Annotated in this window: 24 protein-coding genes; all 24 read right to left on the bottom strand. The window is 44.8% G+C overall.

The annotated features are described in order from the left end of the window. Positions 1 to 141: 141 nt before the first annotated feature. The 24 genes from rpsO to AC0VYE_RS15700 all read right to left on the bottom strand — a co-directional run bounded on the left by rpsO (position 142) and on the right by AC0VYE_RS15700 (position 24,937). Positions 142 to 411, bottom strand: coding sequence for a 30S ribosomal protein S15 (gene rpsO / locus AC0VYE_RS15815; RefSeq protein WP_053375765.1), 270 nt, complete (start codon positions 409 to 411; stop codon positions 142 to 144). A 211-nt stretch (positions 412 to 622) separates the two neighbouring features. Beyond that, positions 623 to 1,570, bottom strand: coding sequence for a bifunctional riboflavin kinase/FAD synthetase (locus AC0VYE_RS15810; protein WP_076269188.1), 948 nt, complete (start codon positions 1,568 to 1,570; stop codon positions 623 to 625). Positions 1,571 to 1,614: 44 nt separating this feature from the next. Beyond that, complete coding sequence (gene truB / locus AC0VYE_RS15805) at positions 1,615 to 2,529, bottom strand: tRNA pseudouridine(55) synthase TruB (protein WP_475449047.1); 915 nt, start codon at positions 2,527 to 2,529, stop codon at positions 1,615 to 1,617. A 3-nt stretch (positions 2,530 to 2,532) separates the two neighbouring features. Further along, entirely contained in the window at positions 2,533 to 3,522 is a 990-nt protein-coding gene (locus AC0VYE_RS15800; RefSeq protein ID WP_475449045.1) for a DHH family phosphoesterase, read from the bottom strand. Then, on the bottom strand, positions 3,519 to 3,875 hold the full coding sequence (gene rbfA, locus AC0VYE_RS15795; protein ID WP_054028943.1) for a 30S ribosome-binding factor RbfA: 357 nt from the start codon (positions 3,873 to 3,875) through the stop codon (positions 3,519 to 3,521). Before rbfA ends, AC0VYE_RS15800 begins: the two co-directional genes overlap by 4 nt. Before the next feature lie 7 nt (positions 3,876 to 3,882). Continuing rightward, the gene (gene infB / locus AC0VYE_RS15790; protein ID WP_076269185.1) at positions 3,883 to 6,516 is read right to left on the bottom strand and encodes a translation initiation factor IF-2; all 2,634 of its coding nucleotides are present in this window, start codon (positions 6,514 to 6,516) and stop codon (positions 3,883 to 3,885) included. After that, positions 6,506 to 6,838 (bottom strand): L7Ae/L30e/S12e/Gadd45 family ribosomal protein, encoded by a 333-nt coding sequence (locus AC0VYE_RS15785; RefSeq protein ID WP_054028945.1) that lies wholly within the window; start codon positions 6,836 to 6,838, stop codon positions 6,506 to 6,508. The genes infB and AC0VYE_RS15785 overlap by 11 nt, the downstream gene beginning before the upstream one ends. Beyond that, positions 6,825 to 7,139, bottom strand: a complete 315-nt coding sequence (gene rnpM / locus AC0VYE_RS15780) for an RNase P modulator RnpM (RefSeq protein WP_076269184.1) — start codon at positions 7,137 to 7,139, stop codon at positions 6,825 to 6,827. The genes AC0VYE_RS15785 and rnpM overlap by 14 nt, the downstream gene beginning before the upstream one ends. A 54-nt stretch (positions 7,140 to 7,193) precedes the next feature. Further along, a complete protein-coding gene (gene nusA, locus AC0VYE_RS15775; RefSeq protein WP_054028947.1) occupies positions 7,194 to 8,291 on the bottom strand; it encodes a transcription termination factor NusA in 1,098 nt (365 codons plus the stop codon). A gap of 38 nt (positions 8,292 to 8,329) precedes the next feature. Continuing rightward, positions 8,330 to 8,791 (bottom strand): ribosome maturation factor RimP, encoded by a 462-nt coding sequence (gene rimP, locus AC0VYE_RS15770; protein ID WP_339208958.1) that lies wholly within the window; start codon positions 8,789 to 8,791, stop codon positions 8,330 to 8,332. Positions 8,792 to 8,960: 169 nt separating this feature from the next. After that, positions 8,961 to 13,268 (bottom strand): PolC-type DNA polymerase III, encoded by a 4,308-nt coding sequence (locus tag AC0VYE_RS15765; RefSeq protein WP_475449041.1) that lies wholly within the window; start codon positions 13,266 to 13,268, stop codon positions 8,961 to 8,963. A 43-nt stretch (positions 13,269 to 13,311) separates the two neighbouring features. Then, positions 13,312 to 14,760 (bottom strand): proline--tRNA ligase, encoded by a 1,449-nt coding sequence (proS, locus tag AC0VYE_RS15760; RefSeq protein WP_076269181.1) that lies wholly within the window; start codon positions 14,758 to 14,760, stop codon positions 13,312 to 13,314. Positions 14,761 to 14,770: 10 nt separating this feature from the next. After that, positions 14,771 to 16,045 carry an RIP metalloprotease RseP gene (gene rseP, locus AC0VYE_RS15755; RefSeq protein ID WP_076269180.1) on the bottom strand — a complete coding sequence of 425 codons (1,275 nt, stop codon included), beginning with the start codon at positions 16,043 to 16,045 and terminating at the stop codon, positions 14,771 to 14,773. 88 nt (positions 16,046 to 16,133) lie between these two features. After that, positions 16,134 to 17,273: a 1-deoxy-D-xylulose-5-phosphate reductoisomerase gene (locus AC0VYE_RS15750; RefSeq protein ID WP_475449038.1), complete on the bottom strand. Its 1,140-nt coding sequence runs from the start codon at positions 17,271 to 17,273 to the stop codon at positions 16,134 to 16,136. Between the two features lie 16 nt (positions 17,274 to 17,289). After that, on the bottom strand, positions 17,290 to 18,084 hold the full coding sequence (locus AC0VYE_RS15745; protein ID WP_430054928.1) for a phosphatidate cytidylyltransferase: 795 nt from the start codon (positions 18,082 to 18,084) through the stop codon (positions 17,290 to 17,292). 27 nt (positions 18,085 to 18,111) lie between these two features. Further along, the gene (locus tag AC0VYE_RS15740; protein ID WP_076269177.1) at positions 18,112 to 18,876 is read right to left on the bottom strand and encodes an isoprenyl transferase; all 765 of its coding nucleotides are present in this window, start codon (positions 18,874 to 18,876) and stop codon (positions 18,112 to 18,114) included. A 61-nt stretch (positions 18,877 to 18,937) separates the two neighbouring features. Continuing rightward, positions 18,938 to 19,492, bottom strand: a complete 555-nt coding sequence (frr, locus tag AC0VYE_RS15735; RefSeq protein ID WP_076269176.1) for a ribosome recycling factor — start codon at positions 19,490 to 19,492, stop codon at positions 18,938 to 18,940. Further along, entirely contained in the window at positions 19,492 to 20,220 is a 729-nt protein-coding gene (gene pyrH / locus AC0VYE_RS15730; RefSeq protein WP_053377774.1) for a UMP kinase, read from the bottom strand. The genes frr and pyrH overlap by 1 nt, the downstream gene beginning before the upstream one ends. A gap of 103 nt (positions 20,221 to 20,323) precedes the next feature. Beyond that, positions 20,324 to 20,998, bottom strand: a complete 675-nt coding sequence (gene tsf / locus AC0VYE_RS15725) for a translation elongation factor Ts (RefSeq protein WP_339208950.1) — start codon at positions 20,996 to 20,998, stop codon at positions 20,324 to 20,326. A 120-nt stretch (positions 20,999 to 21,118) separates the two neighbouring features. Further along, positions 21,119 to 21,817 (bottom strand): 30S ribosomal protein S2, encoded by a 699-nt coding sequence (rpsB, locus tag AC0VYE_RS15720; RefSeq protein WP_054028957.1) that lies wholly within the window; start codon positions 21,815 to 21,817, stop codon positions 21,119 to 21,121. Between the two features lie 183 nt (positions 21,818 to 22,000). Continuing rightward, positions 22,001 to 22,570: a hypothetical protein gene (locus tag AC0VYE_RS15715; RefSeq protein ID WP_475449034.1), complete on the bottom strand. Its 570-nt coding sequence runs from the start codon at positions 22,568 to 22,570 to the stop codon at positions 22,001 to 22,003. After that, on the bottom strand, positions 22,563 to 23,129 hold the full coding sequence (locus AC0VYE_RS15710) for a DUF6115 domain-containing protein (RefSeq protein WP_076269173.1): 567 nt from the start codon (positions 23,127 to 23,129) through the stop codon (positions 22,563 to 22,565). Before AC0VYE_RS15710 ends, AC0VYE_RS15715 begins: the two co-directional genes overlap by 8 nt. Positions 23,130 to 23,164: 35 nt before the next feature. Continuing rightward, the gene (locus AC0VYE_RS15705; protein WP_076269172.1) at positions 23,165 to 23,491 is read right to left on the bottom strand and encodes a hypothetical protein; all 327 of its coding nucleotides are present in this window, start codon (positions 23,489 to 23,491) and stop codon (positions 23,165 to 23,167) included. A 39-nt stretch (positions 23,492 to 23,530) separates the two neighbouring features. Further along, on the bottom strand, positions 23,531 to 24,937 hold the full coding sequence (locus AC0VYE_RS15700) for a DUF342 domain-containing protein (protein ID WP_076269171.1): 1,407 nt from the start codon (positions 24,935 to 24,937) through the stop codon (positions 23,531 to 23,533). Between the last annotated feature and the right edge of the window lie 13 nt (positions 24,938 to 24,950).

Below are 24,950 nucleotides of genomic sequence, written 5' to 3'. Positions count from 1 at the left end.
TAATAGTTATTCGATTAGTCTATTTCACTGCTAATTGGCAGTTTATTCCGAGTGTTTCCCTATTACAAAAAGCAACCCGAATCCGCTCATCCGTTATTCCCGGACGGCTGGACAACCAGGTTGCTTTTCTTTACGCATGTTTTAGCGGCGTAGGCCGAGTTTTTCGATCAATGCGCTGTAACGTCTAACATCATTGTTTTTAAGGTATGCAAGCAGCTTACGGCGCTGACCTACCATCTTGAGCAAACCACGACGGGAATGATGATCTTTCTTGTGCTCCCGCAAATGTTGAGTCAAGTTAACGATGTTTTCAGTCAGGATAGCCACTTGAACTTCCGGGGAACCCGTATCAGTTGCATGTGTCTTATGCGTCTCAATCAGTTCGTTTTTACGTACTTGTGTAATTGCCATCCTAATTCACCTCCTTCTTGATAATCGCCATTAGCCTCGAAGCCGTCGGTGAGATCGGACATCCAAGCTAAGGTTAAGTTTGTCCGTATGTCACACAAAATGTATGACTACTTACAACGTTGTATAGTATAACACATAAGGTAGACGAATGTCGAGGATCATAAATAAAGAATGCCCAACATTCGTTTACACAAATGGTTTATACGATCAGTTAGTTGTAACCATGGATCGCCTTCGCTTGCTCAGAATCAGATCCAATCTGCTCAACAAGCTCGGCAATGGAATTGAATTTTTTCTCCGAACGGATAAACGATAGCAATTGCAAACGCATCTGCTCACCGTATATATCGCTGTTGAAGTCAAACAAATGAGCCTCCATTACAGGTTTCAGCTCATCTTTATTAAAGGTTGGTTTTAAGCCATAGTTTAAAACACCAGGGTATGCGGTATCACCAATCCAAGCCATTACCGCATAAACGCCAAGCCTTGGCGCGATATATGGGGCATTAAATTGCAGGTTTGCTGTTGGGAACCCGATCGTCCGACCTCTTTTGTCCCCATGAACAACGATCCCTTCAACTTCATATGGCCTGCCAAGCAATCGTTCTGCCAGTTCAAGATCACCTTGCTCAAGTGCTTCACGGATATAAGTACTGCTTACTTTTACACCGTTCTCGATCAAAGGCTCAATGATATGAACAGAAATATCAGGCTCTGCCAGCTGCTTCAAAGTCTCTGCACTACCTGAGCCTTTATGGCCGAAGTTGAAATCAAAGCCAACAACGACCTGCTTAGCACGGAGTGTACGCAGAACCTCATTAACGAAGCGCTCAGGTGATACTGAAGCAAACTCAAGATCAAACTTCATAATGAATACAAGATCTACGCCAAGCTCTGCAAATAACGCTGTCTTCGCATCAAAAGGCGTAAGGCAACGATAATATTGCTCACCTTGTCCGAGAACTTCCTTCGGATGAGGATCAAATGTCAAAACCGCTGATAGCATCTCGGATTCCTTCGCCGCATTTACAGCTTGGCGAATCACGTTCTGATGTCCGCGATGAACCCCGTCAAAATGACCGATTGCTATGGAAAGCGGTTTGTCCAGCGACAACGTGGACAAACCGTTTAAAGGAAAACTTAATGGAATAATTTCCAACGCTGAAGCACCTGCATTTCCTATTAACTTTCTACAACGATAAGCTAAGCCGAAAACACTTTGATTGGCTTGAAAACATTTGTATTCAAATCAATCTGAAAAATACCTAGAAACGAGCTTTGATCATTATAAAGACGTATAAGTTGTCCATCTACAATCAATGCTGCATGTTCGACGGAATGGCTGAGACTAACTTTCTGTCCTTGCAGTGCAAGTTTCCCAAACGATTCTGGAATCGTCACACGATCCAAATGGGTAATGGCTTCATCGGCGGAAATGATATGTCCGCTTAATTCACCGGATTGCTGCAATTGCTCGATTTGCTCAAGCGTCAAGCAGCTTTCCTTTGTAATACCGCCTGACATCGTTCGCGTCAAATGGGCCATCGTAGCAGGAACACCTAGTGCTTTGCCGATGTCCACACATAACGTGCGAATATATGTACCTTTTGAACAAACGACAGAAAACGAAATCTGAGGCTGATCAAGATCGAGCTGAGTGTCAATGAGATCTATTTGATGAATCGTTACTTTTCTCGATTTGCGCTCAACGGTCTTTCCTTCTCTAGCTAACTCATACAATCGCTTGCCATCAACTTTGACAGCGGAATACATGGGAGGTACTTGATCGATCTCGCCTAAAAACTGCGACAGTGCATGGCGAACATCTTCTTCTGTAACCGATATTGGCGATTGCCGCGCAATAACTGTACCCGTTATGTCCTCTGTATCTGTTGCAATGCCAAGCTGCAATACGGCTTCATATGACTTAGGCCGCTCTTGCACATATTCGACTACTCTCGTTGCACGCCCAAGACATAGCGGCAATACACCCGTAACCATAGGATCAAGCGTTCCTGTATGACCAATTCGCTTCATCTTTAGCACTCGGCGTACTTTTGCAACCACATCATGAGAAGTCCAGCCTTCAGGCTTCCAAACTGCCAAAATGCCGTCCATCGCTTAAATCAACGCCTTTCTTACTGCTTCCACTAGCTCTTCAATCGAGGTCGTTAAAGAACCTTCAATCCGGCATCCTGCTGCACGCACATGACCGCCACCGCCGAATGCTTGCGCAATTGCGGCTACATTGGCTTTGCCTGCTGAACGCATGCTTGCTTTGACTGCACCGTCTTCCGTTTCTTTAAATAGAATGCCGACTTCAACTCCATCCACATTAAGCGCATAATTCACGATTCCTTCTAGATCTTCAGGAACAGCACCTGTATTGCGCAAATCATCTTTGCCAATATAGACCCAGCCGATCTCTAAGTTATCCGTAAATGTGAGGCGATTGAGCGCGAGCTGGAGAAGCTTGAGCTTAGCCATGGTCATTTTCTCAAGAAGATGATCAGCGAGCTCATTGCCGGACACGCCTAAAGCGAGCAAATGCGAGGCAATCTCCATGACACGCGGACTCGTATTGGAATAACGAAACCCGCCTGTATCGGTCAATAAACCGGTGTAGATTGCTGTTGCGCAATTCACATCTAAGGCGATTTCTGCCCTCTCGATTAAATCATACAATATTTCAACAGTAGCCGCAGCTTCTGCTCGTATAACATTTACGGTGCCAAATCCATTGTTTGTTGGATGATGATCGATATTAAGCAGCTTTGCATCTGGTGCAAAGCTGCTCGCTACCTCTCCAATGCGTTTGAAATCCGCACAATCGATCGAAATAATGGCATCAAAAGTTTGCTGAGTTTCATCGCGCTTGTACTTTAGAATTGAATCAAATTGATGCAAGAAACGAAGTCTGGACGGCAGCTCGCTTTCATTAATCAGCACTGCCGACTTTCCAAGTTTCTCAAGCATCCAGCCTACGACAACAGTAGAACTAATAGCGTCACCGTCAGGCTGTACATGTGATACGACCAAAAAATGATCGTAAGTTTTCATGAACGCCAGCGCTTCATCTAGCTGCATCGAATAGCTGCTTTGATTCATCATCGAGCTGAATTCCCATTATTGATGTTTTCAAGCAATGCCTCGATGCGGCTGCCATATTCAATACTGCTGTCAAACTTGAACAGCAATACGGGTGTATGGCGAAGGCGCATGCGCTTGCCAAGCTCTGTGCGAATAAATCCAGTTCCGCTCGCTAGTGCCTTAAGCGTCGCTTCCTTCTGCTCTTCGCTGCCAAGCACGCTTAAATATACTTTTGCTTGTGAAAGATCACTCGAAGTTTCGACACCTGTTACAGTAATGAATCCGATTCTAGGATCTTTCAACTCTGTTTGTATAATTTGGCTCAGCTCTTTTTTAATCTGTTCGCCGACCCGCCCTACTCGGATTTTTGCCATGCTTTACTCACCTCTCTACTGATTCCATGACAAACGCTTCGATAATATCGCCTTCACGAACATCATTGAAACGATCAAGCGTGATACCGCACTCATAGCCTGCTGCAACTTCTTTAGCATCGTCTTTGAAACGTTTTAGGGATTCAATTTTGCCTGTGAAGACAACGATACCGCCACGAACCAAACGTGCTTCAGCGTTGCGAGAAATTTTACCGTCAGTAATCATACAACCTGCAATTGCGCCAACTTTAGTCACTTTAAATACGTTACGAACTTCAGCGTGGCCAATAACAACCTCTTTGTAGATTGGATCAAGCATGCCTTTCATTGCTTGTTCAATCTCATCGATTACGTTGTAGATAACGCGGTGCATACGAACGTCAACCTTTTCTTGTGCAATCGTTGCTTCTGCTTGTGGATCAGGACGAACGTTAAATCCGATTACGATAGCATTGGAAGCTGACGCCAAAATGATATCCGATTCTGTAATCGCGCCAACACCGCTGTGGATGATTTTTACGCGAACGCCTTCGATTTCAATTTTTGCGAGCGAGCCTTTAAGTGCTTCGGAAGAACCTTGAACGTCGGATTTGATAATAACGTTCAGATCTTTAATTTCACCATCTTTGATATGGTTATACAGATCATCAAGCGTTACGCGTGTATTCGCACCCATATCCGATTGACGTTGTTTAATGGAACGACGTTCAGCAATATCACGAGCTTTGCGTTCATCTTCAAATACCATGAACGGATCTCCAGCTAATGGAACTTCTGTTAGACCAGTAATTTCTACTGGCGTAGAAGGACCTGCTTCTTTTAAGCGACGACCTTTATCATTAACCATTGCTCTAATACGGCCGAAGCAGTTACCTGCAACAAAAGCATCTCCAATTTTCAAAGTACCGTGTTGAACGAGAATACGTGCAACAGGACCTTTACCTTTATCAAGCTCAGCTTCGATAACAGTAGCGCGAGCGCGTTTGTTCGGGTTAGCTTTGTAGTCATTCATCTCAGCAACGAGCAAAATCATTTCAAGAAGGCCTTCAAGACCAATTCTTTGTTTTGCGGAAACTTCGACGAAAATAGTGTCGCCGCCCCACTCTTCCGGAACGAGTTCATATTCAGTCATTTCTTGTTTGATTTTCTCTGTATTCGCTTCTGGCTTATCGATTTTGTTAACCGCTACGATAATAGGAACGCCAGCTGCTTTTGCATGGTTGATGGCTTCAACCGTTTGCGGCATGATACCGTCATCAGCTGCTACTACGATGATCGTAATGTCCGTAACCTGTGCACCGCGTGCACGCATAAGCGTAAACGCTTCGTGACCAGGTGTATCGAGGAACGTAATTTTTTTATGGTTAATTTCGACTTGGTAAGCACCGATGTGCTGTGTAATTCCGCCGGCTTCTCCGCCTGTTACATTCGTTTTGCGAATGGCATCAAGCAAAGTTGTTTTACCGTGGTCAACGTGACCCATAATAGTAACAACCGGTGGACGTGTAACCAAATTCTCATCTTCGTCTGTTTCTTCTACGGTCTCGAAGGAGTCTTCCTCAACAGGAATTTTCACTTCAACCTCTACCCCGTAGTCTGTTGCGATCAAATGAATCGCATCCATATCGATTTCTTGGTTGATCGTAGCCATTACGCCAAGGAAAATCAGTTTTTTAATAACTTCTGATGCATCCTTATGCAGCAATTTTGCCAATTCGCCAACAGTCATTGTACCGCGTACAATAATTTTCTTTGGCGTATTGTCAATTTTCTCGCGTGGCGGTTGTTGTTGGAACTTGCCGCCGCGACCTTTTTGACCACCACGGCCATTGTTGCCTCTGAAGCCGCCTGGTTTGCCGTCTTCAAATCTTTTTTGGCCAGGTCTTGCGTTTCTGTTGTCGTTACCACGCGCTTGTCCTTGTGCTGGCTTTGAGTCGAAACGACTTTGGCCCGATGGTGCTGGACGGCTGCTTGCGTCTGAACGCGGAGCGCTTGGACGGCTGCCTGTATTGCTTTGTCCGCCTTGTGAAGGACGGCTTTGTCCAGATGATGCTGGACGGCTGCTTTGACCGCCTTGACCTTGTGATGGACGGCTTGAACCCGCGTTAGAACCCGCTGGGCGATTGCCTTGTCCGCCTTGTCCTTGGCTTGGACGGCTCGAATTAGAACTGCCTTGTGAAGGACGGTTGCTGCTTGATTGTGATGCTGGACGACTTGATTGTTGTCCTGCTGGTCTTTGTTCTGACTGCTGTTGGGTTGTTTGTGGTTTCGTATTAATAGAATTCATAGGCCCCTGTCTGTCTTGATTCGTATTTTTATTTTCTTGTACTGGCTGCGGCTTCTTCTCCTGCTGCTGTGGCTGCTGCGATTGCGGCTTGTTGGCAGTAGGTTGAGCGGAAGAAACCGTTACATTTGTTGTTTCTTGCGCGCGCTTTGCAGCTGCATTTTGTTTAATATTGCGGAAAAAACCTTCAACCTTATTTACCATTTCGTTTTCCATGACACTCATATGGTTATTGACTGGCAAATCAAGTCTTTTTAGGATCGTTATGATTTCTTTGCTGCTCATATTAAGTGACTTGGCATACTCGTAAACGCGCAGCTTATCTTTATTGTCCTTGCTGTCTTGTTTATTGTCCAATATGATCCACCTCCGTATTATGGCTCAGATGACTCGCAATCATTTTTCCGAATTGCGCATCGGTTACCGCTATTACAACCCGTTCTGGCTTACCAATCGCCTTTCCTAGTTGCTCACGGTCGAATGCTTCGGCGAGTTGTATTCCGTAGGTGTTGCATTTGTCACGAAACTTTTTTTTCGTATTGTCTGAAGCATCTCCTGCAAGGATAACGAGATGCACTTGTTTATTTCTTACAGCTTTGAGGACAATTTCATCGCCTGTAATCAGCTTTCCGGCACGCATTGCCATGCCAAGCTGTGATAAGCTCTTATTCTGCTTCATCGCTTATCAGCTCCTTACCAGCAATAAACTGTTCCTCTACCGCTATAAAATCCTGCTCAAGTTGATCGTAAATGTGTTCACCAACATGCTGCTTCAGTGCTCGATCAAGCGCCTTGGATTTCTTCGCTAATTTAAAGCAACTGACTTTACCGCATAAATATGCACCGCGGCCAGCTTGTTTGCCTTTCAGGTCAATCTGCACCTCTTCGGCCGGTGTCCGCACAATCCGAATGAGTTCCTTCTTCGGCATCATGTCCTGACAAGCGACGCATTTGCGAAGCGGTACTTTTCTCGGTCTCATTGTACACCCCTCCTCTGCCAGCTGAATTGACGCGTATCTGTTGAAAAATTCAGATTAGTCGATGGATACTGAATCCTGATGCATGACCGTAGTCATTGATTTCGGACGTCCATACTCCTGCTCTGCCTGCGTTTCGCTCTTGATATCGATTTTCCAGCCAGTCAGCTTGGCAGCAAGCCTTGCATTCTGACCTTTAATACCGATCGCAAGCGATAGTTGGTAATCCGGCACGATTACTCTGGCCATCTTCTCTTGTTCGAATACGATAACCTCTAGCACCTTTGAAGGGCTAAGAGCATTCGCAACATATTCATCCACGCTTTCAGACCAACGAACGATATCGATTTTTTCACCTTTAAGCTCGTTTACGATCGTCTGAACGCGCAGTCCTTTTTGGCCAACACATGAACCGACTGGATCAACCTCGGAGTTACGGGAATGAACCGCAATCTTTGAACGGAAGCCAGCTTCACGAGCAACCGAACGAATTTCTACTACTCCGTCATAGATCTCAGGCACTTCAAGCTCGAACAAACGTTTTAAAAGGCCAGGATGCGTGCGGGATAAAATGATTTGAGGACCTTTAGTCGTGTTCTCAACTTTCGTGATATACGACTTCACGCGGTCTCCATGCTTAAACTTATCAGTTGGCATAAGTTCAGTCAAAGGCAATACAGCCTCAACCTTGCCTAGATCCACAAATAAATTGCGAACATCCTGACGTTGAACGATACCGTTAACGATATCTTCCTCTTTATCGATAAAAGCATTATAAATCAGTCCGCGCTCAGCCTCACGAATACGCTGAGTAACGACCTGCTTCGCTGTTTGAGCAGCGATACGTCCGAAATCACGCGGCGTAACTTCAATATCCGCAATATCGTCAAGCTGATAATGAGGATTGATTTCTCTTGAAGCCTCCACTGTAATTTCCAGACGCGGATCTAGTACTTCATCAACAACAGTCTTGCGGGCGTATACTTTGATAACACCAGTATGACGGTTAATATCGACGCGTACATTTTGAGCGGTATTAAAATTTCTTTTGTAGCTGGAGATAAGAGCAGCCTCAATGGCTTCAAGGAGCACATCCTTGGTAATCCCTTTGTCTCTTTCTATTTCTTGTAGTGCTTCAATAAAATCCATACTCATTGGACTGGATTTCCCCCTTTCAATATAGAAACGAATATTTAGAACACGATTGCGAGTCTGGCGCCAGCCACCTTATCGTAAGGAATGGTATATTCCTTTTTGGCTGTACGAACGACTGCATTTTCTCCATCAAATGCAAGTAGCAGCCCCTCAAATTCTTTAGCGCCGCTAATCGGTTCATATGTCGTTATGTAAACGTGCTTACCGATTGCTTTACGTACTTCATCTTCATTCCGAAGCGGTCTTTCTGCTCCTGGGGAAGATACTTCCAAGAAATAAACATCTGTAATTGGATCGTTTTTGTCCAATTGCTCACTTATGAATTCGCTGATACGACCGCAGTCATCGATGTCGATGCCGCCTTCTTTATCTACGAAAATACGAAGGAAATAATTGCTTCCTTCTTTTACATACTCAATATCAACCAGTTCAAATCCATTGCTGCTGAGGTATGGTAAAACCATTTCCTGGACAGCGGCTTTGATTTTGGATGTACTCAAATTCAGTTGACCTCCTGTTTATACGCACTATGCCATTTTGCCATTAACAAAACGTAAAGAGTGGGTTTCCCCACTCTTCTGCATCAAAGTCTTTATAATCATCATTGCCAGAAAAATTATAACATAACCGCACTATAGTGACAAGAAATCTTTTCTATTCAAGCCGCTTCTAGAACAGTGAAAGCTGATTAGATTCAGGCAATCCACGGAAGCAGCCCATGTTTCCAAGAACCTCAATAATCGTTTTTGTCGCCTTCGATTTCATTTGGAAATCCTCGATTGACAAGTACTCGCCATCGTCTCTTGAGGCTGCGATATTACGTGCGGCGTTATCGCCAATTCCCGCAATCGCAGCAAATGGAGGAATAAGGGAATCCCCATCTACAAGAAACTTCGTCGCGTCAGAACGATATAGATCGATCGGCTTAAAGGAGAAGCCGCGCGCTGTCATCTCAAGTGACATTTCCAGCTGTGACACCATGTTTTTCTCTTTAGGGAGCGCATTAAATCCTTTGGCTTCAATCTCGATCAGCTTACGCAAGATCGCATCATATCCTTGGCAAAGCAGCTCCAAATCGAAATCGTCCGCTCTTACTGTAAAGTAAGTAGCGTAATACTCTATTGGATGATAAAGCTTAAAATAGGCGGTGCGAACTGCCGATATTACGTAGGCCGCGGCATGTGCTTTCGGGAACATATACTCGATGCGCAGGCAAGAATCAATGTACCACTGCGGCACCTTGCATCGCTTCATTTCTTCGATCCACTCTGGCGTCAAGCCTTTACCTTTACGAACGCTTTCCGTAATTTTGAATGCAAGTCCAGCGTCCATTCCAGCTTTATAGATCAAGAACAACATGATATCATCCCGGCAACCAATTACCGTCTTGATGTTGCAAGTGCCGTTCTTGATCAGCTCTTGTGCATTTCCTAGCCAAACTCCCGTGCCATGAGACAATCCGGAAATTTGCAGCAAATCGGCAAACGATGAAGGCTGCGTCTCTTGAAGCATTTGACGAACGAACTTCGTTCCCATTTCCGGCACTCCGTAAGTAGCTACCGAAGAGCGAATTTGCTCGCCTGGCACGTTAAGTGCTTTGGTGGAGTTGAACATGCTCATGACTTTAGGATCGTTCATCGGAATTGATGTTGGATCAACGCCAGTCAAATCCTGCAGCATCCGCATCATTGTCGGATCATCGTGCCCCAGAATATCGAGCTTAAGCAAGTTTTCATCAAACGCGTGATAGTCAAAATGAGTTGTCTTCCATTCCGCATTCACATCGTCTGCTGGAAATTGAACCGGTGTTATATCTTCAACATCGATATAATCGGGAACAACGACGATACCGCCTGGATGCTGTCCCGTGCTTCGTTTTACGCCGGTACAGCCGCTCGCAAGTCTCGCAAGCTCCGCACCGCGCCATTTCTTGCTATGTTCTTCCTCATATTTCTTCGCGAAGCCATAAGCGGTTTTTTCTGCAACCGTACCAATCGTGCCTGCGCGGAACACACACTTCTCGCTAAACAATACTTTCGTATAGTTATGGGCTATCGGTTGATAGTCCCCGGAGAAGTTCAAATCGATATCGGGAACTTTATCGCCTTTGAATCCTAGGAAGGTTTCGAACGGAATATCCTGTCCTTCACCTTTCATTGGCTTCTCGCATTTCGGGCATAATTTGTCCGGCAAATCGAATCCACTTGGAATGCTTCCGTCCAAAAACCATTCGCTATGCTTGCAATCCGAGTTTTTGCACAAGTAATGGGCAGGCAGCGGATTAACCTCTGAAATACCCAGGAATGTCGCAACGACCGAGGAGCCAACCGATCCCCTTGATCCGACCAAATAACCATCTGCATTGGATTTCTTAACAAGCTTCTCCGAGATCAAGTAGTTGGCAGAGAACTTAAATTTGATAATAGGAATAAGTTCTTTCTCCAGCCTGTCGATAACGACCTGAGGAAGATCTTCCCCATACATCGACTTCGCTGTGTCATAACAGGTGTTGCGAATTTCCTCGTCGGCACCCTCAATAATTGGAGCAAATAATCCCGTCGGGAACATATCATACGGCTCAAATCGATCAGCAAGCTCTACTGTATTCGTAATGACGACCTCACGTGCTCTAGCTTCACCTAAAAATGCAAATTCCTCCAGCATTTCTTCCGTTGTACGAAAATGAGCATCTGGTTTGCGTATACTCTTAAGCGGGCTAAAACCGGTAATCCCATGAATCGTTATGTCACGATACATTTTGTCGCGCGGATTCAAGTAATGTACGTTTCCTGTAGCAATAACCGGCTTGCCCAGCTCATCCCCGATTTGGCAAATCCGGCGATGCGCCTGCTCAATCTCTGCTCGGCTGCCTACTAGCCCCTTCTCAACTAAGTGCATGTAGAAATCAATCGGCTGGATTTCAAGCACATCATAGAAACGTGCAACCTCCAGCGCTTCCTCATACGACTTATTTAGAACCGTTTCGAAAAATTCACCTTTCTCACAACCAGAAATAACGAGCAAGCCTTCACGGTGTGCAACAAGCTTCGTTTTTGGAATTGTAGCTACCCGTTTGAAATGTTCTGTATGCGAAATAGAAATAAGCTTGAATAAATTTTTCTTCCCAACCGCATTAAGTGCATAAATATTGCTGTGGAAAGGCCGAGAATTAGATAAATCAATGCCCACATAGTCATTTAGCTGATGTAGATTCGTAATATTTCGCTCAGCTGCATCTGCAATCAAGCCATACAACACGCCGCCAAGAGCAAGGGAATCGTCTACAGCGCGGTGATGGTTGTCGAGGCTAACCTTATATTTATCTGCTAACGTATTCAAACGATGATTTTTGAGCGTTGGAAAAATAAATCGAGCAAGCTCCAGCGTATCGAGCACTGGATTTTTCACTTCCGGCATGCCGAAAGCTTTGCAGTTGGCTTGAATAAAACCAATATCAAATCTTGCATTGTGGGCGACGAGAACATCATCACCAATGAATTCAATAAATTCTCTAAGCTTAGGCTCAATATCCGGCTGCCCTTTTACCATATCATCATTGATGTTAGTCAACTGCGTAATGTGGTAAGGAATTTTCTCATGCGGATCAATAAGGGTAGAGAAACGATCAATCTCTTTGCCATCACGCATTTTAACGCCGGCAAGCTCGATAATTTTGTTATTAATAACGGAAAGGCCCGTTGTCTCTATATCGAAAACAATATAAGTTGCTGTCGCAAGCGGCTCAGGTCTTGATTCCAGCACCATTGGCACTGCGTCGTTCACGATGTTCGCTTCAACACCAAAAAGCACTTTTATGCCGTGTTTTTTGGCCGACTTATTCGCATCCGGATAACATTGAACATTGCTATGGTCCGTTACTGCAATCGCCTTATGTCCCCATTTGGCAGCCGTCTTTATATAGACATCTACCGGAGTTACCGCATCCATAGCGCTCATGGTTGTATGGAGATGAAATTCGACACGCTTTTCTTCCGCTTTATCCATACGCTCAGCAGGTGTTCTGACCTCATGCAAATCATTCGGCATCATCACAAGCTCCGGTTCTTGCATAAAGCGATCATATTCTATGCGGCCGCGAGCTTTGACCCATTTGCCATTGGCAAGCTGGTTCAATATTTTCACATCGTCCTTCGTCTTCGCAAACATCTTCATCGCGATAGAGTCGGAGAAGTCAGTTACGTTAAACGTAAACAATGTGCTTCCGTTACGAAGCTCTTTCACTTCGAGGCCGAATACCGCACCTTGTACTGTAATTTTTTTCTCTTCCTCGATGATATTCATCAATGGAACCGGCTCTTCCCGAATATCATAACCAACCGCCAGCTTGATTTCACTCTCATCGACGAGCTCAGACTCGGATTGCGCGCTCGCCATCAGCTCCTGCACATATTCCCGCTCTTCCTGCACCATACGAAGGGAGAATTCATCCAAAATTTCTTGCCTGGATTCGCTGACGATCATTTTCACTTTGCATGCGCGCTGGAAATTCTCATTAAAGAAACGAATAATTTCTTCATCCAATCGTTTCTTCCGAGCGAGATCCAATCCCGTATTGTCAAGAAGAGACAGCGTTAGCAAGTCACCTTCAACATTGATCGAAGATTTCTGCAGCCATCCATTTACGGAAGCGACCTCGCGCTGTGCCCACTCCATGAACAAGCCCCAGTATTGCAGCACAATGGATTCAGTCTCTACAACAGGATCATAAATCAGCAAGAAACTGACTGCAGCGATAGACTCAAACTTCATTCTAGCCGCTTGGCATAGCCCGTTATAGGCCTGTAAAGGCACCATGGACGTTTTGCGGATGCAAAACGTCCATTCTTGATTGCTGTTGCTAACGATAACTTGATCTATATATCCATCTTGAAAATAGGTTTGTATAAGTTCTTGCGGCAGCTGAATATGCTGTAAAAGCATTTCAAAACTCTGCCGTTTTTTTGCGGTTTGGCTCATAAAATACCACTCCTTAAGATCCGAACCGAACTAGCTTCAGTCCTTAATAAGCTCTTGCAAATACAACAGTATGTTTGGATGGATCTCCACATACGAGACATGTTTCTTTGTGCGATTCCGGGGCAAATGGAATATTCCGGCTTGTCGCTCCAGTTTCTTCCTTGACCTGCTTCTCGCAAGCAGCAGAGCCGCACCAGCCAGCTTCTACGAAGCCGCGCTGTTCTTCCAAAAAGCTTTTCATTTCATCAAGCGTTTCAACCGAACGAGAGTTGTCAATACGGAACTGCTTCGCACGATTAAACATTTCTTGATGCGTTTCTTCAAGCATAGCTTCTATTTCTGCAAGAAGATTAGCTTGCTGTACAATACGCTTCTCTCCAGTAACTCTGGAAACAAGCACAACTTGTCCATTTTCCATATCACGCGGTCCAAGCTCAAGGCGTAGTGGAACACCGCGCATCTCATATTCGTTAAACTTCCAGCCTGGGCTCACGTCAGCACGATCGTCCACGCGTACGCGAATACCGGCTTTCTTAAGCTCTGCATATAGCTCATCCACACGGCCAACAACCTGCTCGCGCATTTTTGCAGGGCCAATTGGAATCATAACCACTTGTGTTGGAGCAACTTTAGGAGGAAGCACCAGACCTCGATCATCGCCGTGAACCATAATAAGGGCGCCGATTAGTCTTGTGCTCACGCCCCAAGAAGTTGTATGAGCGAATTGCAATGTATTCTCACGATCAAGGAATTTAATATCAAAAGCGACTGCAAACTTCGTACCCAAATAATGCGATGTTCCGGCTTGAACAGCCTTCCCGTCCTTCATCATCGCTTCGATCGAATACGTATCAACCGCACCAGCGAACCGCTCAGAAGGCGTTTTTTCACCTTTGATTACAGGGATAGCAAGAAATTCTTCAACGAACTGCGTGTAAACATCAAGCATCTGCATCGTCTCTTGACGCGCTTCCTCTTCTGTTTCATGCGCAGTATGGCCTTCTTGCCACAAAAACTCACTCGTACGAAGGAATGGCATTGTGCGCTTCTCCCAGCGAACGACGTTTGCCCATTGGTTAATGAGCAGCGGAAGATCGCGGTACGATTGAATCCATTTGGAATACATGTGCCCAAACATCGTTTCCGATGTTGGACGAATTGCAAGGCGTTCTTCGAGCTTCTCACCAGCTGCTTCAGTTACCCAAGGCAGCTCGGGATTAAAGCCTTCAACATGCTCTTTTTCTTTCTGGAAAAAGCTCTCAGGTATAAAGAGCGGGAAATACGCATTGCGATGTCCCGTCTCCTTAAAGCGGCGATCCAGATCACGCTGAATATTTTCCCAAAGCTCATAGCCCTCAGGACGGAACACGATACAGCCTCTTACAGGCGAATAATCCATAAGCTCGGCTTTTTTAATAACATCAATATACCATCTGGAGAAATCCTCGCTTTGAGGCGTGATTTCTGTAACAAACTGTTTATCCTTAGACATAAGCGACTATTTACTCCCCTTTTACCAATCGTAAAATATCATTATAAGTTACTACGAGCATTAATAACATGATGAGCGCGAAACCGACAAAATGTACCATGCTCTCACGGTTCGGATCAATCGGCCGACGTCTAATCGCTTCAATTCCGAGGAATATGAGGCGGCTTCCATCAAGGGCAGGAATCGGCAGCAAATTAAATATTCCTAAATACAAGCTTAGCAGCGCTGTCCAAGATGTTAACTGTGCAATGCCTTGCTGAGCAATCTGGCTCGTTACTTCTGCTGTTCGCACAGGTCCGCCAAGATCATCAAGCTTGAACTCTCCGAAAATAAGCTTCTTGAAGCCTTCAAAAATGCTTACTGTCATATTTTTCATGAGCTTGCCTGCGCCTGTGAACGTTTCAGAGAAAGTAGCCGGACGTGTTGGCAATGCCGCACTGATCCCAACCTTGCCTACACCCTCTTTGTTCGGTTCAGGTGTTATAACAACCTGCTGAGCTTTGCCGTCACGAATAATATCCATTTTAACAGGAACATTCGGTGATTTACCGATAATCGCGATCATTTTATCAAAATCAGCTCCGATTTTGATCCCGTTGACAGCATCGATGACATCGCCCTTTTTCAAATCTACTTTATCAGCTGGCATGCCTTCTGATATTTCATTAACAAGCAGCTTATCAGGAGACTCAACAGGAACACCTGCTAGCTGAATGTAGGTAGCAAACAATACAAATGCGAGCACAAAGTTCATCATAGGGCCAGCAAAAATAGCAAGTGCACGCTGCGCTACTGTTTTACTGCCAAATTGTCTGTCAAGCGGCGCGATTTGTGTTTCTTTGCCTTTTGTGATCATCAAAGCAGTAGGGTGTACCGAGAAAATCTCGTTTTCCCCTTCTACGTCAAGTGTAACAGATAGCTTGCGCTCAAGATCGATGGCAACGATTTCTCCGCGAATAACACCGCTGCGGTCATCAAGACGATCCAAATAAAGTCTAGTCACTTTATTGTCTTTCAGACGAACCGCGATCGTTTGACCGGGCTGGACATCAACAATTTCTGGATCTTCTCCCGCCATTCGAACGAAACCGCCGGCAGGTATTAATCGAAGCGTATATCTCGTCTCGCCACGTTTTACCGAAAAAAGCTTCGGCCCGAAGCCAATTGCGAATTCTCGCACCAATATGCCTGCGCGTTTTGCGAAATAGTAATGACCCCATTCATGGATCGTTACGATCACGAAAAAAACGAGTATGGTCAAGAAAACAACTTGAATCATGTGCATTAAGCTGAAGCCTCCTGTTCGTTACGGCCTGTACATAGATTATCATTATTCTCCCGTCCGATACAAGAGAACCGGAATTTAACCGATATTATACGGATTGGGCCAGCTGTCTTGCCCAAGCGTCCACTTCTGAGATCATCTGCAAATCATTGATATCAGCTGCTTCGTGCTTGCCAACGACCGTTTCCAATATCCGTTCAATGTCAAGAAACGTAATTTCACCTTTCAAAAACCGTGCCACCGCAACCTCGTTTGCAGCATTGTATACTGCAGGAGCTGATTGACCTAGCTTCCCGCACTCGAATGCCAGCCTTAGACATGGATATCTTTCAAAATCCATCTCGCGAAAATGCAGCTTTCCGATTTGTGCCAGGTTCAGCCTGCTTGTCGGGGTTACATTCCGCTGCGGATATGACAACGCATATTGAATCGGTACTCGCATATCCGGCATTCCAAGCTGCGCGATTATGCTGTGATCGGTAAACTCCACATAAGAATGAATGATGCTCTCCGGATGAATAATGACACCTATTTGATCGTATGTAACATCGAACAGCCATCTTGCCTCAATAACTTCTAGCCCTTTATTAACCATAGTCGCTGAATCAATCGTAATTTTTGCGCCCATCGACCAATTGGGATGATTTAGCGCCTCAGCTACGGTTACACCCTCAAGCTGTTCTCTTGTGCGATCACGAAAGGAGCCGCCGGAGGCTGTTAATGTAATTTGATTGATAGATTTGCGATCTTCGCCGTTTAAGCATTGAAAAATCGCGGAATGTTCACTGTCTATCGGCAAAATCGATACTCCGCGCTCTTTCGCACGTTCCATTACGATATGACCTGCTGTTACGAGTGTCTCTTTGTTCGCCAAACCAATCATTTTCCCCGCATCAATCGCCGCCAAAGTTGCCGGCAGCCCTCTGCTTCCCATAATTGCTGTCACAACGACATCAGCGTCCGTCCCAGCGGCTACTTCAACAAGTCCTTCTTCGCCATAGACAACCTTTGTTCCAGGCGGCATATGGGGACGAGCGGCTTCTGCGTCTGCTTTGGAAGCCAAGCTAACGAGCGAAGGTTTAAATTGTTTGGCTTGCTCTATAATCAAATCGACATTCGCACCAGCGGACAAGCCAACAACCTGATAACGATCAGGATCATGGGCAATAACGTCTAGCGTTTGTGTTCCGACTGAACCTGTCGAACCTAATATACTTATTTTTTTCACACAAAATCCTCCTGACTTATACAGGCAGCAGCCCAGTAAGCACTAACAGTGGAAACACGATTAGCCAGCTATCGCATCGGTCCAGCACTCCGCCATGTCCTGGCAGAAGCGTACCTGTATCCTTTATATCTCTCACACGTTTATAAGCAGATTGAATCAAATCCCCAAACTGTCCAGCTACAGCGGCAATTAAACCGATTAGCAAAGCCTTTGGCAAATCAATAAAATCGGGCATTGTGAGTGCGAATACTGCCGATACGATTAAGGATAACAAAACGCCGCCTAAGGCGCCTTCGATCGTTTTGTTCGGGCTGATTGATGGCCATAACTTCGTTTTCCCAATGGCTCGTCCAGTAAAATAAGCACCGATATCCGAAGCCCAAATGCAGCCAAAGGACAAAAACGTCCACAATAGGCCATGCTCCTCAATTTGACGAGCTTCGCCCATTGCTGAAAAGCCGTAACCTACATATAAAGCGCCTAGCAACATAAGTGCGGCGCCATCAATTGTCGTTTTATTTTTGGTAATCACGGTTAGGGCAAGCAGCAAGAAGGCCAGCATCCAAACAATAGTCAGGAAAGATGGAATAACAATTCCCCAATCAGACCATGGAAGCACAAACAGTAGCACACCCGCATATCCGAGCAAAGTTGACGGATGCGACCATGCTACACCATTCATTCGCGCATATTCAGTAAAACCAATAATAGCTAGCAATACGAGGAGAGTTGTATACAACCATCCGCCTGCTATTGTTAAACCTATGAAGCCTGCACCTGCTACAATTCCAGTAATCAATCGTTGTCTCAATGAAAAGTCACACTCCGTCGCTTGAAGCTACAATCCACCATATCGACGCGCGCGGCGCTGATACTCCAAAATCGCTTCTTGAAAATGCGCTTCCGTAAATTCAGGCCAATACACATCCGTAAACCACAATTCACTATAAGCAAGCTGCCACATCATAAAATTACTTAAACGCAATTCACCGCTTGTACGAATGAGCAAATCTGGATCGGGCAATCCACTTGTAAGCAAACGATCAGCCATTACTTTATCATCGATATCGTCGATTGCAAGATTTCCTTGCTGAACCTCTGATGCGATGCTTTTCACAGCTTCAAGCATTTCCTTACGGCTTCCATAGTTTAAGGCAAAGTTTAGAACTAGCCCTGTATTGTTAGCGGTCTTTATAATGGCTTCTTCAACTGCACTAATCGTAAATGAAGGCAAATCCTCTTTATGCCCCATCATGCGAACCTGCACGTTGTTGGCTATCAATTCTTCTAATTCAATTTCAAGAAATTGCTGCGGAAGCTTCATAAGAAAATCCACTTCAGCTTTAGGTCTCTTCCAGTTTTCCGTTGAAAACGCATATAACGTCAAATATTTGACGCCTAACCGATCCGCTGCAATGGTAATACGTTTGACCGCTTTCATGCCGGAATGATGACCAGCCATACGTGGCAATCCACGATCTTTAGCCCAACGGCCGTTCCCATCCATTATAATTGCAACATGCTCAGGCACATTTTCTGAGGCCACAGAATCAGTCGGCTGTAAGGACGATTTGCCTAATTTGGCCCAAAGTCGCTCGATCATCTTACTTCCTCCCAACCGAAATCAAAACCAAACCCCACCTATCGGAGGGGCCCAGAGATTATTATACTTCCATAATTTCTTTTTCTTTGGCAACAAGCACTTTATCTACTTCAGCAATAAATTTATCAGTTGCCTTCTGAATATCCTCTTGGTGACCACGTGATTCATCTTCAGAAATTGTTGTTTTCTCAAGTTTTTTCACGCTGTCATTAGCATCCCGACGAATATTGCGAATAGCTACTTTTGCATCTTCGCCAAGCTTTTTCGAAGTTTTCACAAGCTCTGCCCGGCGCTCTTCTGTAAGCGGTGGGATAGAAAGACGAATCGATGCACCGTCATTGGAAGGTGTTAGTCCAAGATCCGATTTCATAATCGCTTTCTCGATTGCCGCCATCGACGATTTGTCCCATGGTTGAATGAACAACGTACGAGAGTCTGGCGTACTGATGTTAGCAAGTTGATTGACAGGCGTCATTGCGCCGTAGTATTCCACTTGAATACGGTCAAGCAAAGATGAATTAGCTTTACCAGCGCGCAAAGACGACAAATCACGTTTTAGCGCGGAAATCGCTTTATCCATACGTTCTTCTGCGTTTTTTTTCAGCTCTTGTGGCATTATTTCGCACTTCCTCTCACTATCGTTCCGATTTTCTCACCCAGCACGACGCGTTTAATATTCCCTTTCTCTGTAATCGCAAATACGATAAGAGGAATATTATTATCCATGCAAAGTGAAGCTGCGGTTGAATCCATTACGCCTAGATTACGGTTAAGCATGTCGAGGTATGTAAGCTCCTCAAATTTCTCAGCTGTGCTATCTTTAAATGGATCAGCAGAATATACGCCATCCACTTTGTTTTTCGCCATTAATATTACTTCTGCTTCGATCTCAGCTGCGCGAAGCGCTGCTGTTGTATCTGTTGAGAAAAACGGATTACCAGTTCCTGCAGCAAAGATAACGACGCGTCCTTTTTCCAAATGACGGATAGCACGACGTCTGATGTACGGTTCAGCGATTTGTTGCATCGCGATCGATGTTTGTACGCGAGTAGGTACATCGATTTGTTCCAGTGCATCTTGAAGTGCAAGTGAATTCATAAGAGTAGCCAGCATTCCCATGTAATCAGCTGTTGCACGGTCTATGCCTTTTGCAGAACCTGCAATTCCACGCCAAATGTTGCCGCCTCCGACAACGATGGCTACTTCTATGCCAAGTGCTACGACTTCCTTCACCTGATCAGCAATCGAAGATATGACCGTCGCTTCAATGCCATAACCTTCCTGACCAGACAATGATTCACCGCTTACTTTCAAAACGATACGTTTATACACAGGATGCTCCAACGTTAATACCTCCATCATGCACCTCAGTAAATGAGGTCCTTCAAATATGTTCTAATCATACAAGCAGGCGGGGCGGACGCCCCGCCCCGCCTGTGCGTTCGGATTAATGTTTAACTTGAGCCATAACTTCTTCAACGAAATTGTCAACTTTTTTCTCTAGACCTTCACCAAGCTCATAACGAACGAAGCGACGGATGGAAATGTTTTCACCAATTTTGCTGATTTTTTCGTTAAGCAATACGGAGATTGTTTTGTCTGGGTCTTTAATGAACGATTGCTCAAGAAGACAGAACTCTTCGTAGTATTTCGAGATGCGGCCTTCAACCATTTTTTCAACGATTTTTTCAGGCTTGCCTTCGTTAAGTGCTTGAGCTTTCAAAATTTCGCGCTCTTTTTCAAGCTCTTCAGAAGAAACCTCGTCACGGCTAACGAATTTAGGGTTAGCTGCAGCGATTTGCATAGCTACGTCTCTTGCAAACTCACGGAATTGATCCGTTTTTGCAACGAAATCCGTTTCACAGTTTACTTCAACGATAACGCCGATACGGCCGCCTGCATGAATATACGATTCAACTACGCCTTCGGTTGCAATACGACCAGCTTTATTTGCTGCTGCCGCCAAACCTTTTTCACGAAGTACTGCAATTGCTTTTTCAACGTCATTGTTTGTTTCGTCCAAAGCTTTCTTGCAATCAAGCATTCCAGCTCCAGTTCTTTCACGAAGCTCTTTTACCGCGCTAGCACTAACTGCCATTGTAAGCCCTCCTATAGGTTTCACGAAGTCTATGTAGCTTCGAGAATCATTAATTGTTTTTTTAGTGATTTACATTCAAAAAAAGGGCAGTGAGAGGTTTATCACCATCTGACCACCCTTTGTTGACTAATTAAAGCCTTTAAATTAAGCCGTTGTTTGTTCGCCTTGGTTAGCTTCAACGATTGCATCAGCCATTTTCGAAGTCAACAACTTAACGGCACGAATTGCATCATCGTTACCTGGGATTACGTAGTCAATTTCGTCTGGATCACAGTTCGTATCAACGATACCAACGATTGGGATACCAAGTTTGCGAGCTTCTGCAACAGCAATACGCTCTTTGCGTGGGTCGATAATGAACAACGCGCTTGGCAAACCTTTCATTCCTTTAATACCGCCAAGGAATTTTTCCAAACGGTCTTTTTCTTTGTTAAGGATGATAACTTCTTTCTTAGGTAGAACCTCGAAAGTGCCGTCCTCAGCCCATTTTTCAAGTTGTTTCAAACGATCAATACGTTTTTGAATCGTTTGGAAGTTAGTCAAAGTACCGCCCAACCAACGTTGGTTGATGTAGAAGTTGCCGCAACGCTCTGCTTCTTCTTTAACGGAATCTTGAGCTTGTTTTTTCGTACCTACGAACAGCATAGTGCCGCCGTCTGCAGCGATCGATTTAACAAAGTTGTACGCTTCGTCAACTTTTTTCACCGTTTTTTGCAAATCAATAATGTAAATCCCGTTTCTTTCTGTGAAGATATAACGATCCATCTTCGGGTTCCAACGACGAGTCTGATGACCGAAGTGTACCCCAGCTTCTAGTAGCTGTTTCATGGAAATAACCGCCATTTCTCCAACACCTCCTATAATGGTTTTTTTAGTGCTCCTCCGCTAGTCGCATCTTTCGTCAAAACTTCCGCCGGGCGGAAGCACCGTTTGACAAAATTGACCTGCGTGCGTTTTTAACACCGTGAATTAATATACCATAAATACACATCGCATGCAACAATCGTTTCAGAAAAGATAGGATAGCTATTTTTTGTTGGCAGTTAGAAGATTTACTTCTGAAGATGTTAAAGGCTCACCGGTTACGATCCGAATGGCTTCTTCAACCGTTATCTCCTCATGAAACAAAAAATAACCGGCGCGAACCAGCTTCTTTGACTTTTTCATTTTTGATACAAAAGCGGTTTTATCTTTAATAATTTTATTTGAAGCAAGAAGCTCTGCTGTATTCGTCAGGCTAGAGCCTGCTTTAATTCTAATAACATGCTTGACCTTTGACTGTTCCTGAACAGGGACTGCCGTAGGCGCAGCTTTATCAGTCTTCGCCTCGCTTGTCTGCTCCTTAGCCTTGTCAGAATCATCAGCAGGCTTAGTCTCCTGTCCCCCTGTGTTGTCCTTATTAAGCTGAAGCGAGTCTTGATTTGCCTTTAACAAAGCATCAACTTCTAGTTGAGTGTAAAGCTTCTCATCTGACTCTTTTCCTAAGTCACTAAGCCTTTGCCTGCTTTGCTCGCCAGAGAGCATCAGCTGGAACAACAAAGCGCCAATGATGATGCCTGCACCTAATCCCATAAGAAATACTCGACTTTTAAGCATGGACAGAATCCTCCTGCTTAGCGAGCTGTATAATAAGCTGTACCTCACCTTTGTTCATACCAAGCTTTTTGGATATCGCTTCAATCGATTTCCCTTGCTCATAAAGTGTAAACAGCTCTTTATATCTGTCCTGGATGGTGTTCATCCGCACTGTCTCTTCTATAATATGTTCAACAACAGGCGCATCTTTAACAAGTTGTTGATTCGAATTTAATGAGACCGCTGGCAATGGGGGTTCCACTGGACGCACATAGGCCGTGGACTCGGACATTTTCTTTTGCAGCTGCTCTGTGAGCTGTTCGCATTTCCGCTCCAATTCTACAATACGCTGCTCCTTGCGATCCGCATCTAATTTCGATTCTTGCTGAGCAGTTCTAACGAGGAGCACAAGATCCTCATTGTCCTTCTCCATGTTCTCCATAAACTGCTCCAGCGCGGTTTCCATGTTTTGCATCGATTGTGACGGTAGAGCTGTATCCTGCTTCTTACGAGGCATTACAAAGGCACCGACAATAACAACCGCTCCTAGTAATACGATATATTGCAAGTATGGCTGCATCGTTCATAGCCTGCCTTTCATTGGATGCCTTCATTTTATAACTTAATATCAAGCCTATGGCCTTTGTACGGATGTGTAGGAGCCGCCTCCTGTTCATCAACATCCGAGGATAACTGTGTACGCTTACGTTTTGCCTGCTGATAAGCGTTACCTTGTTGACCTTCTTGATCACTGCGAATATGAAGGCCGTTTGATTGCTCGATCGCTGTGTTTTTCCCTCTTAATAGCTCTGTTTGTTTGGCAGACTGATTGGCCAACGTATTCTGATCAGCTACAGGTTTATGCATCGCTTGTCCATGCATGCCGCTGAATTCTTGCGTTCGTGGTACAGACATCTGCAAATCAATGGATTTGAACGTCATATCTGCTCACCCCTTTGCGCCATTCATCAATTTCAAGCGTTATTTGGTATAAGGAACTAAGACGATATCCCCTTCGGAATAACGGAAGGTCACCCGCTGCGCTGAATCCTTCACAAACTTTGTGTACCTGCCAATTACAATTTTTGTTCCGCCAAATACAATATTGCTGACATCGATCTTCGATCGATCTGTGTTCTCCAGCGTTTTCTCTATCTCAAGAATACGGCTTCTCGTCTCATCATTCTCAAGTACGGTCTGACGTTTTGTGGCGGTCAGCTTAACGCGCAATGCCAGCTTCTCAGGAGTTAATTTCCCTGTCACAGCTAATTGATCCAAAATAACTAGCGCTTTATCCGTTTTATCTAAATTATCCATGTTCTGCCTTAGCCTCGTTCTTAGCTCGAGCAGCTCCGAACGATATTCAGGGTTTACGCCTACTTCAATGGTTGTGGCTGTGGACATCGAGTTGCCAATGGTTCGCGCGCTGACAAGGTCACCTGCTTGTACAAGTCCGCCTACGATCAATCCTTTTGCGCCTGAGCACACAACATTTTTTCCGGCTTTTACATGCGAATGCATGATGCTCTGAGATACCAGCACCTCTTCGCCCGCGATAACATTGCCTTCTTGTATAAATGAGCTCCGGACGTTTCGTCCAGCTTTTACAAAACCTTTGTTGCTTCCCAATATTCCGCCTGTAATTTCAACAGAGCCTTCTGATTCGATTTCTGCCCCTTCAACTCCGCCAATAACTCGGATATCGCCCGAAGCTTTAACCCTGAATCCGCTAAGAACGTTGCCTCTGATGACTACTGTACCAACAAAATCAATATTGCCGACACTGTAATCCACATCGCCGTTTACTTCGTAAACAGGAAACACATTAATTTTTTCTTTTTCAGTAAGCGAAATCAAGCCGTCAATTGCCGAATACATAGCCGTCTGCTCATTGTTCAAAACGACATTTTTGCCTACTTTAAATCTAACGTGCTTGCCAAGCCTTGGAGCAATTTCTTCTCCCGTTACCGTCCTGCCAACAGGACCTGCTGTAGGCTCGAATCGCTCAGCAATCAATTGTCCACGCTTGACATTTTTCAACTGAACAACTTCTTTAAAGTCAACCTTCCCATCCTCGAGCTCCGTTGGGGCGTTCACATTTTTATCCATATCATAAACTAGCTTCACATATCCGTCTTTACCAGGTGTAGGAGACTGCCCTTGCGCAACAAGTGTTTGTTCTTTGAAATATGCGAGAGGATTAGTGCCAATCTGACTCAGAACTTCTTTACGAAGGCCAAAAACGATCCCCTTGCTATGCAAGAATCGTTCTAGCTCATCGCCGTTACATTCGAATTCGTCCGAAATCCTGCTAAAGGTTAAAAATGCAGACAAATTATCGGCAGATGTCTGTATGCGTAGGTATGATTCTAATTGAAGATTTTCCACGTAGCTCCCCCCT

The organism is Pristimantibacillus sp. Z349TD_6, from assembly GCF_056173205.1.
Note: the sequence above shows the minus strand (reverse complement) of the source record. Positions and strands in the feature narration are given on the sequence as shown.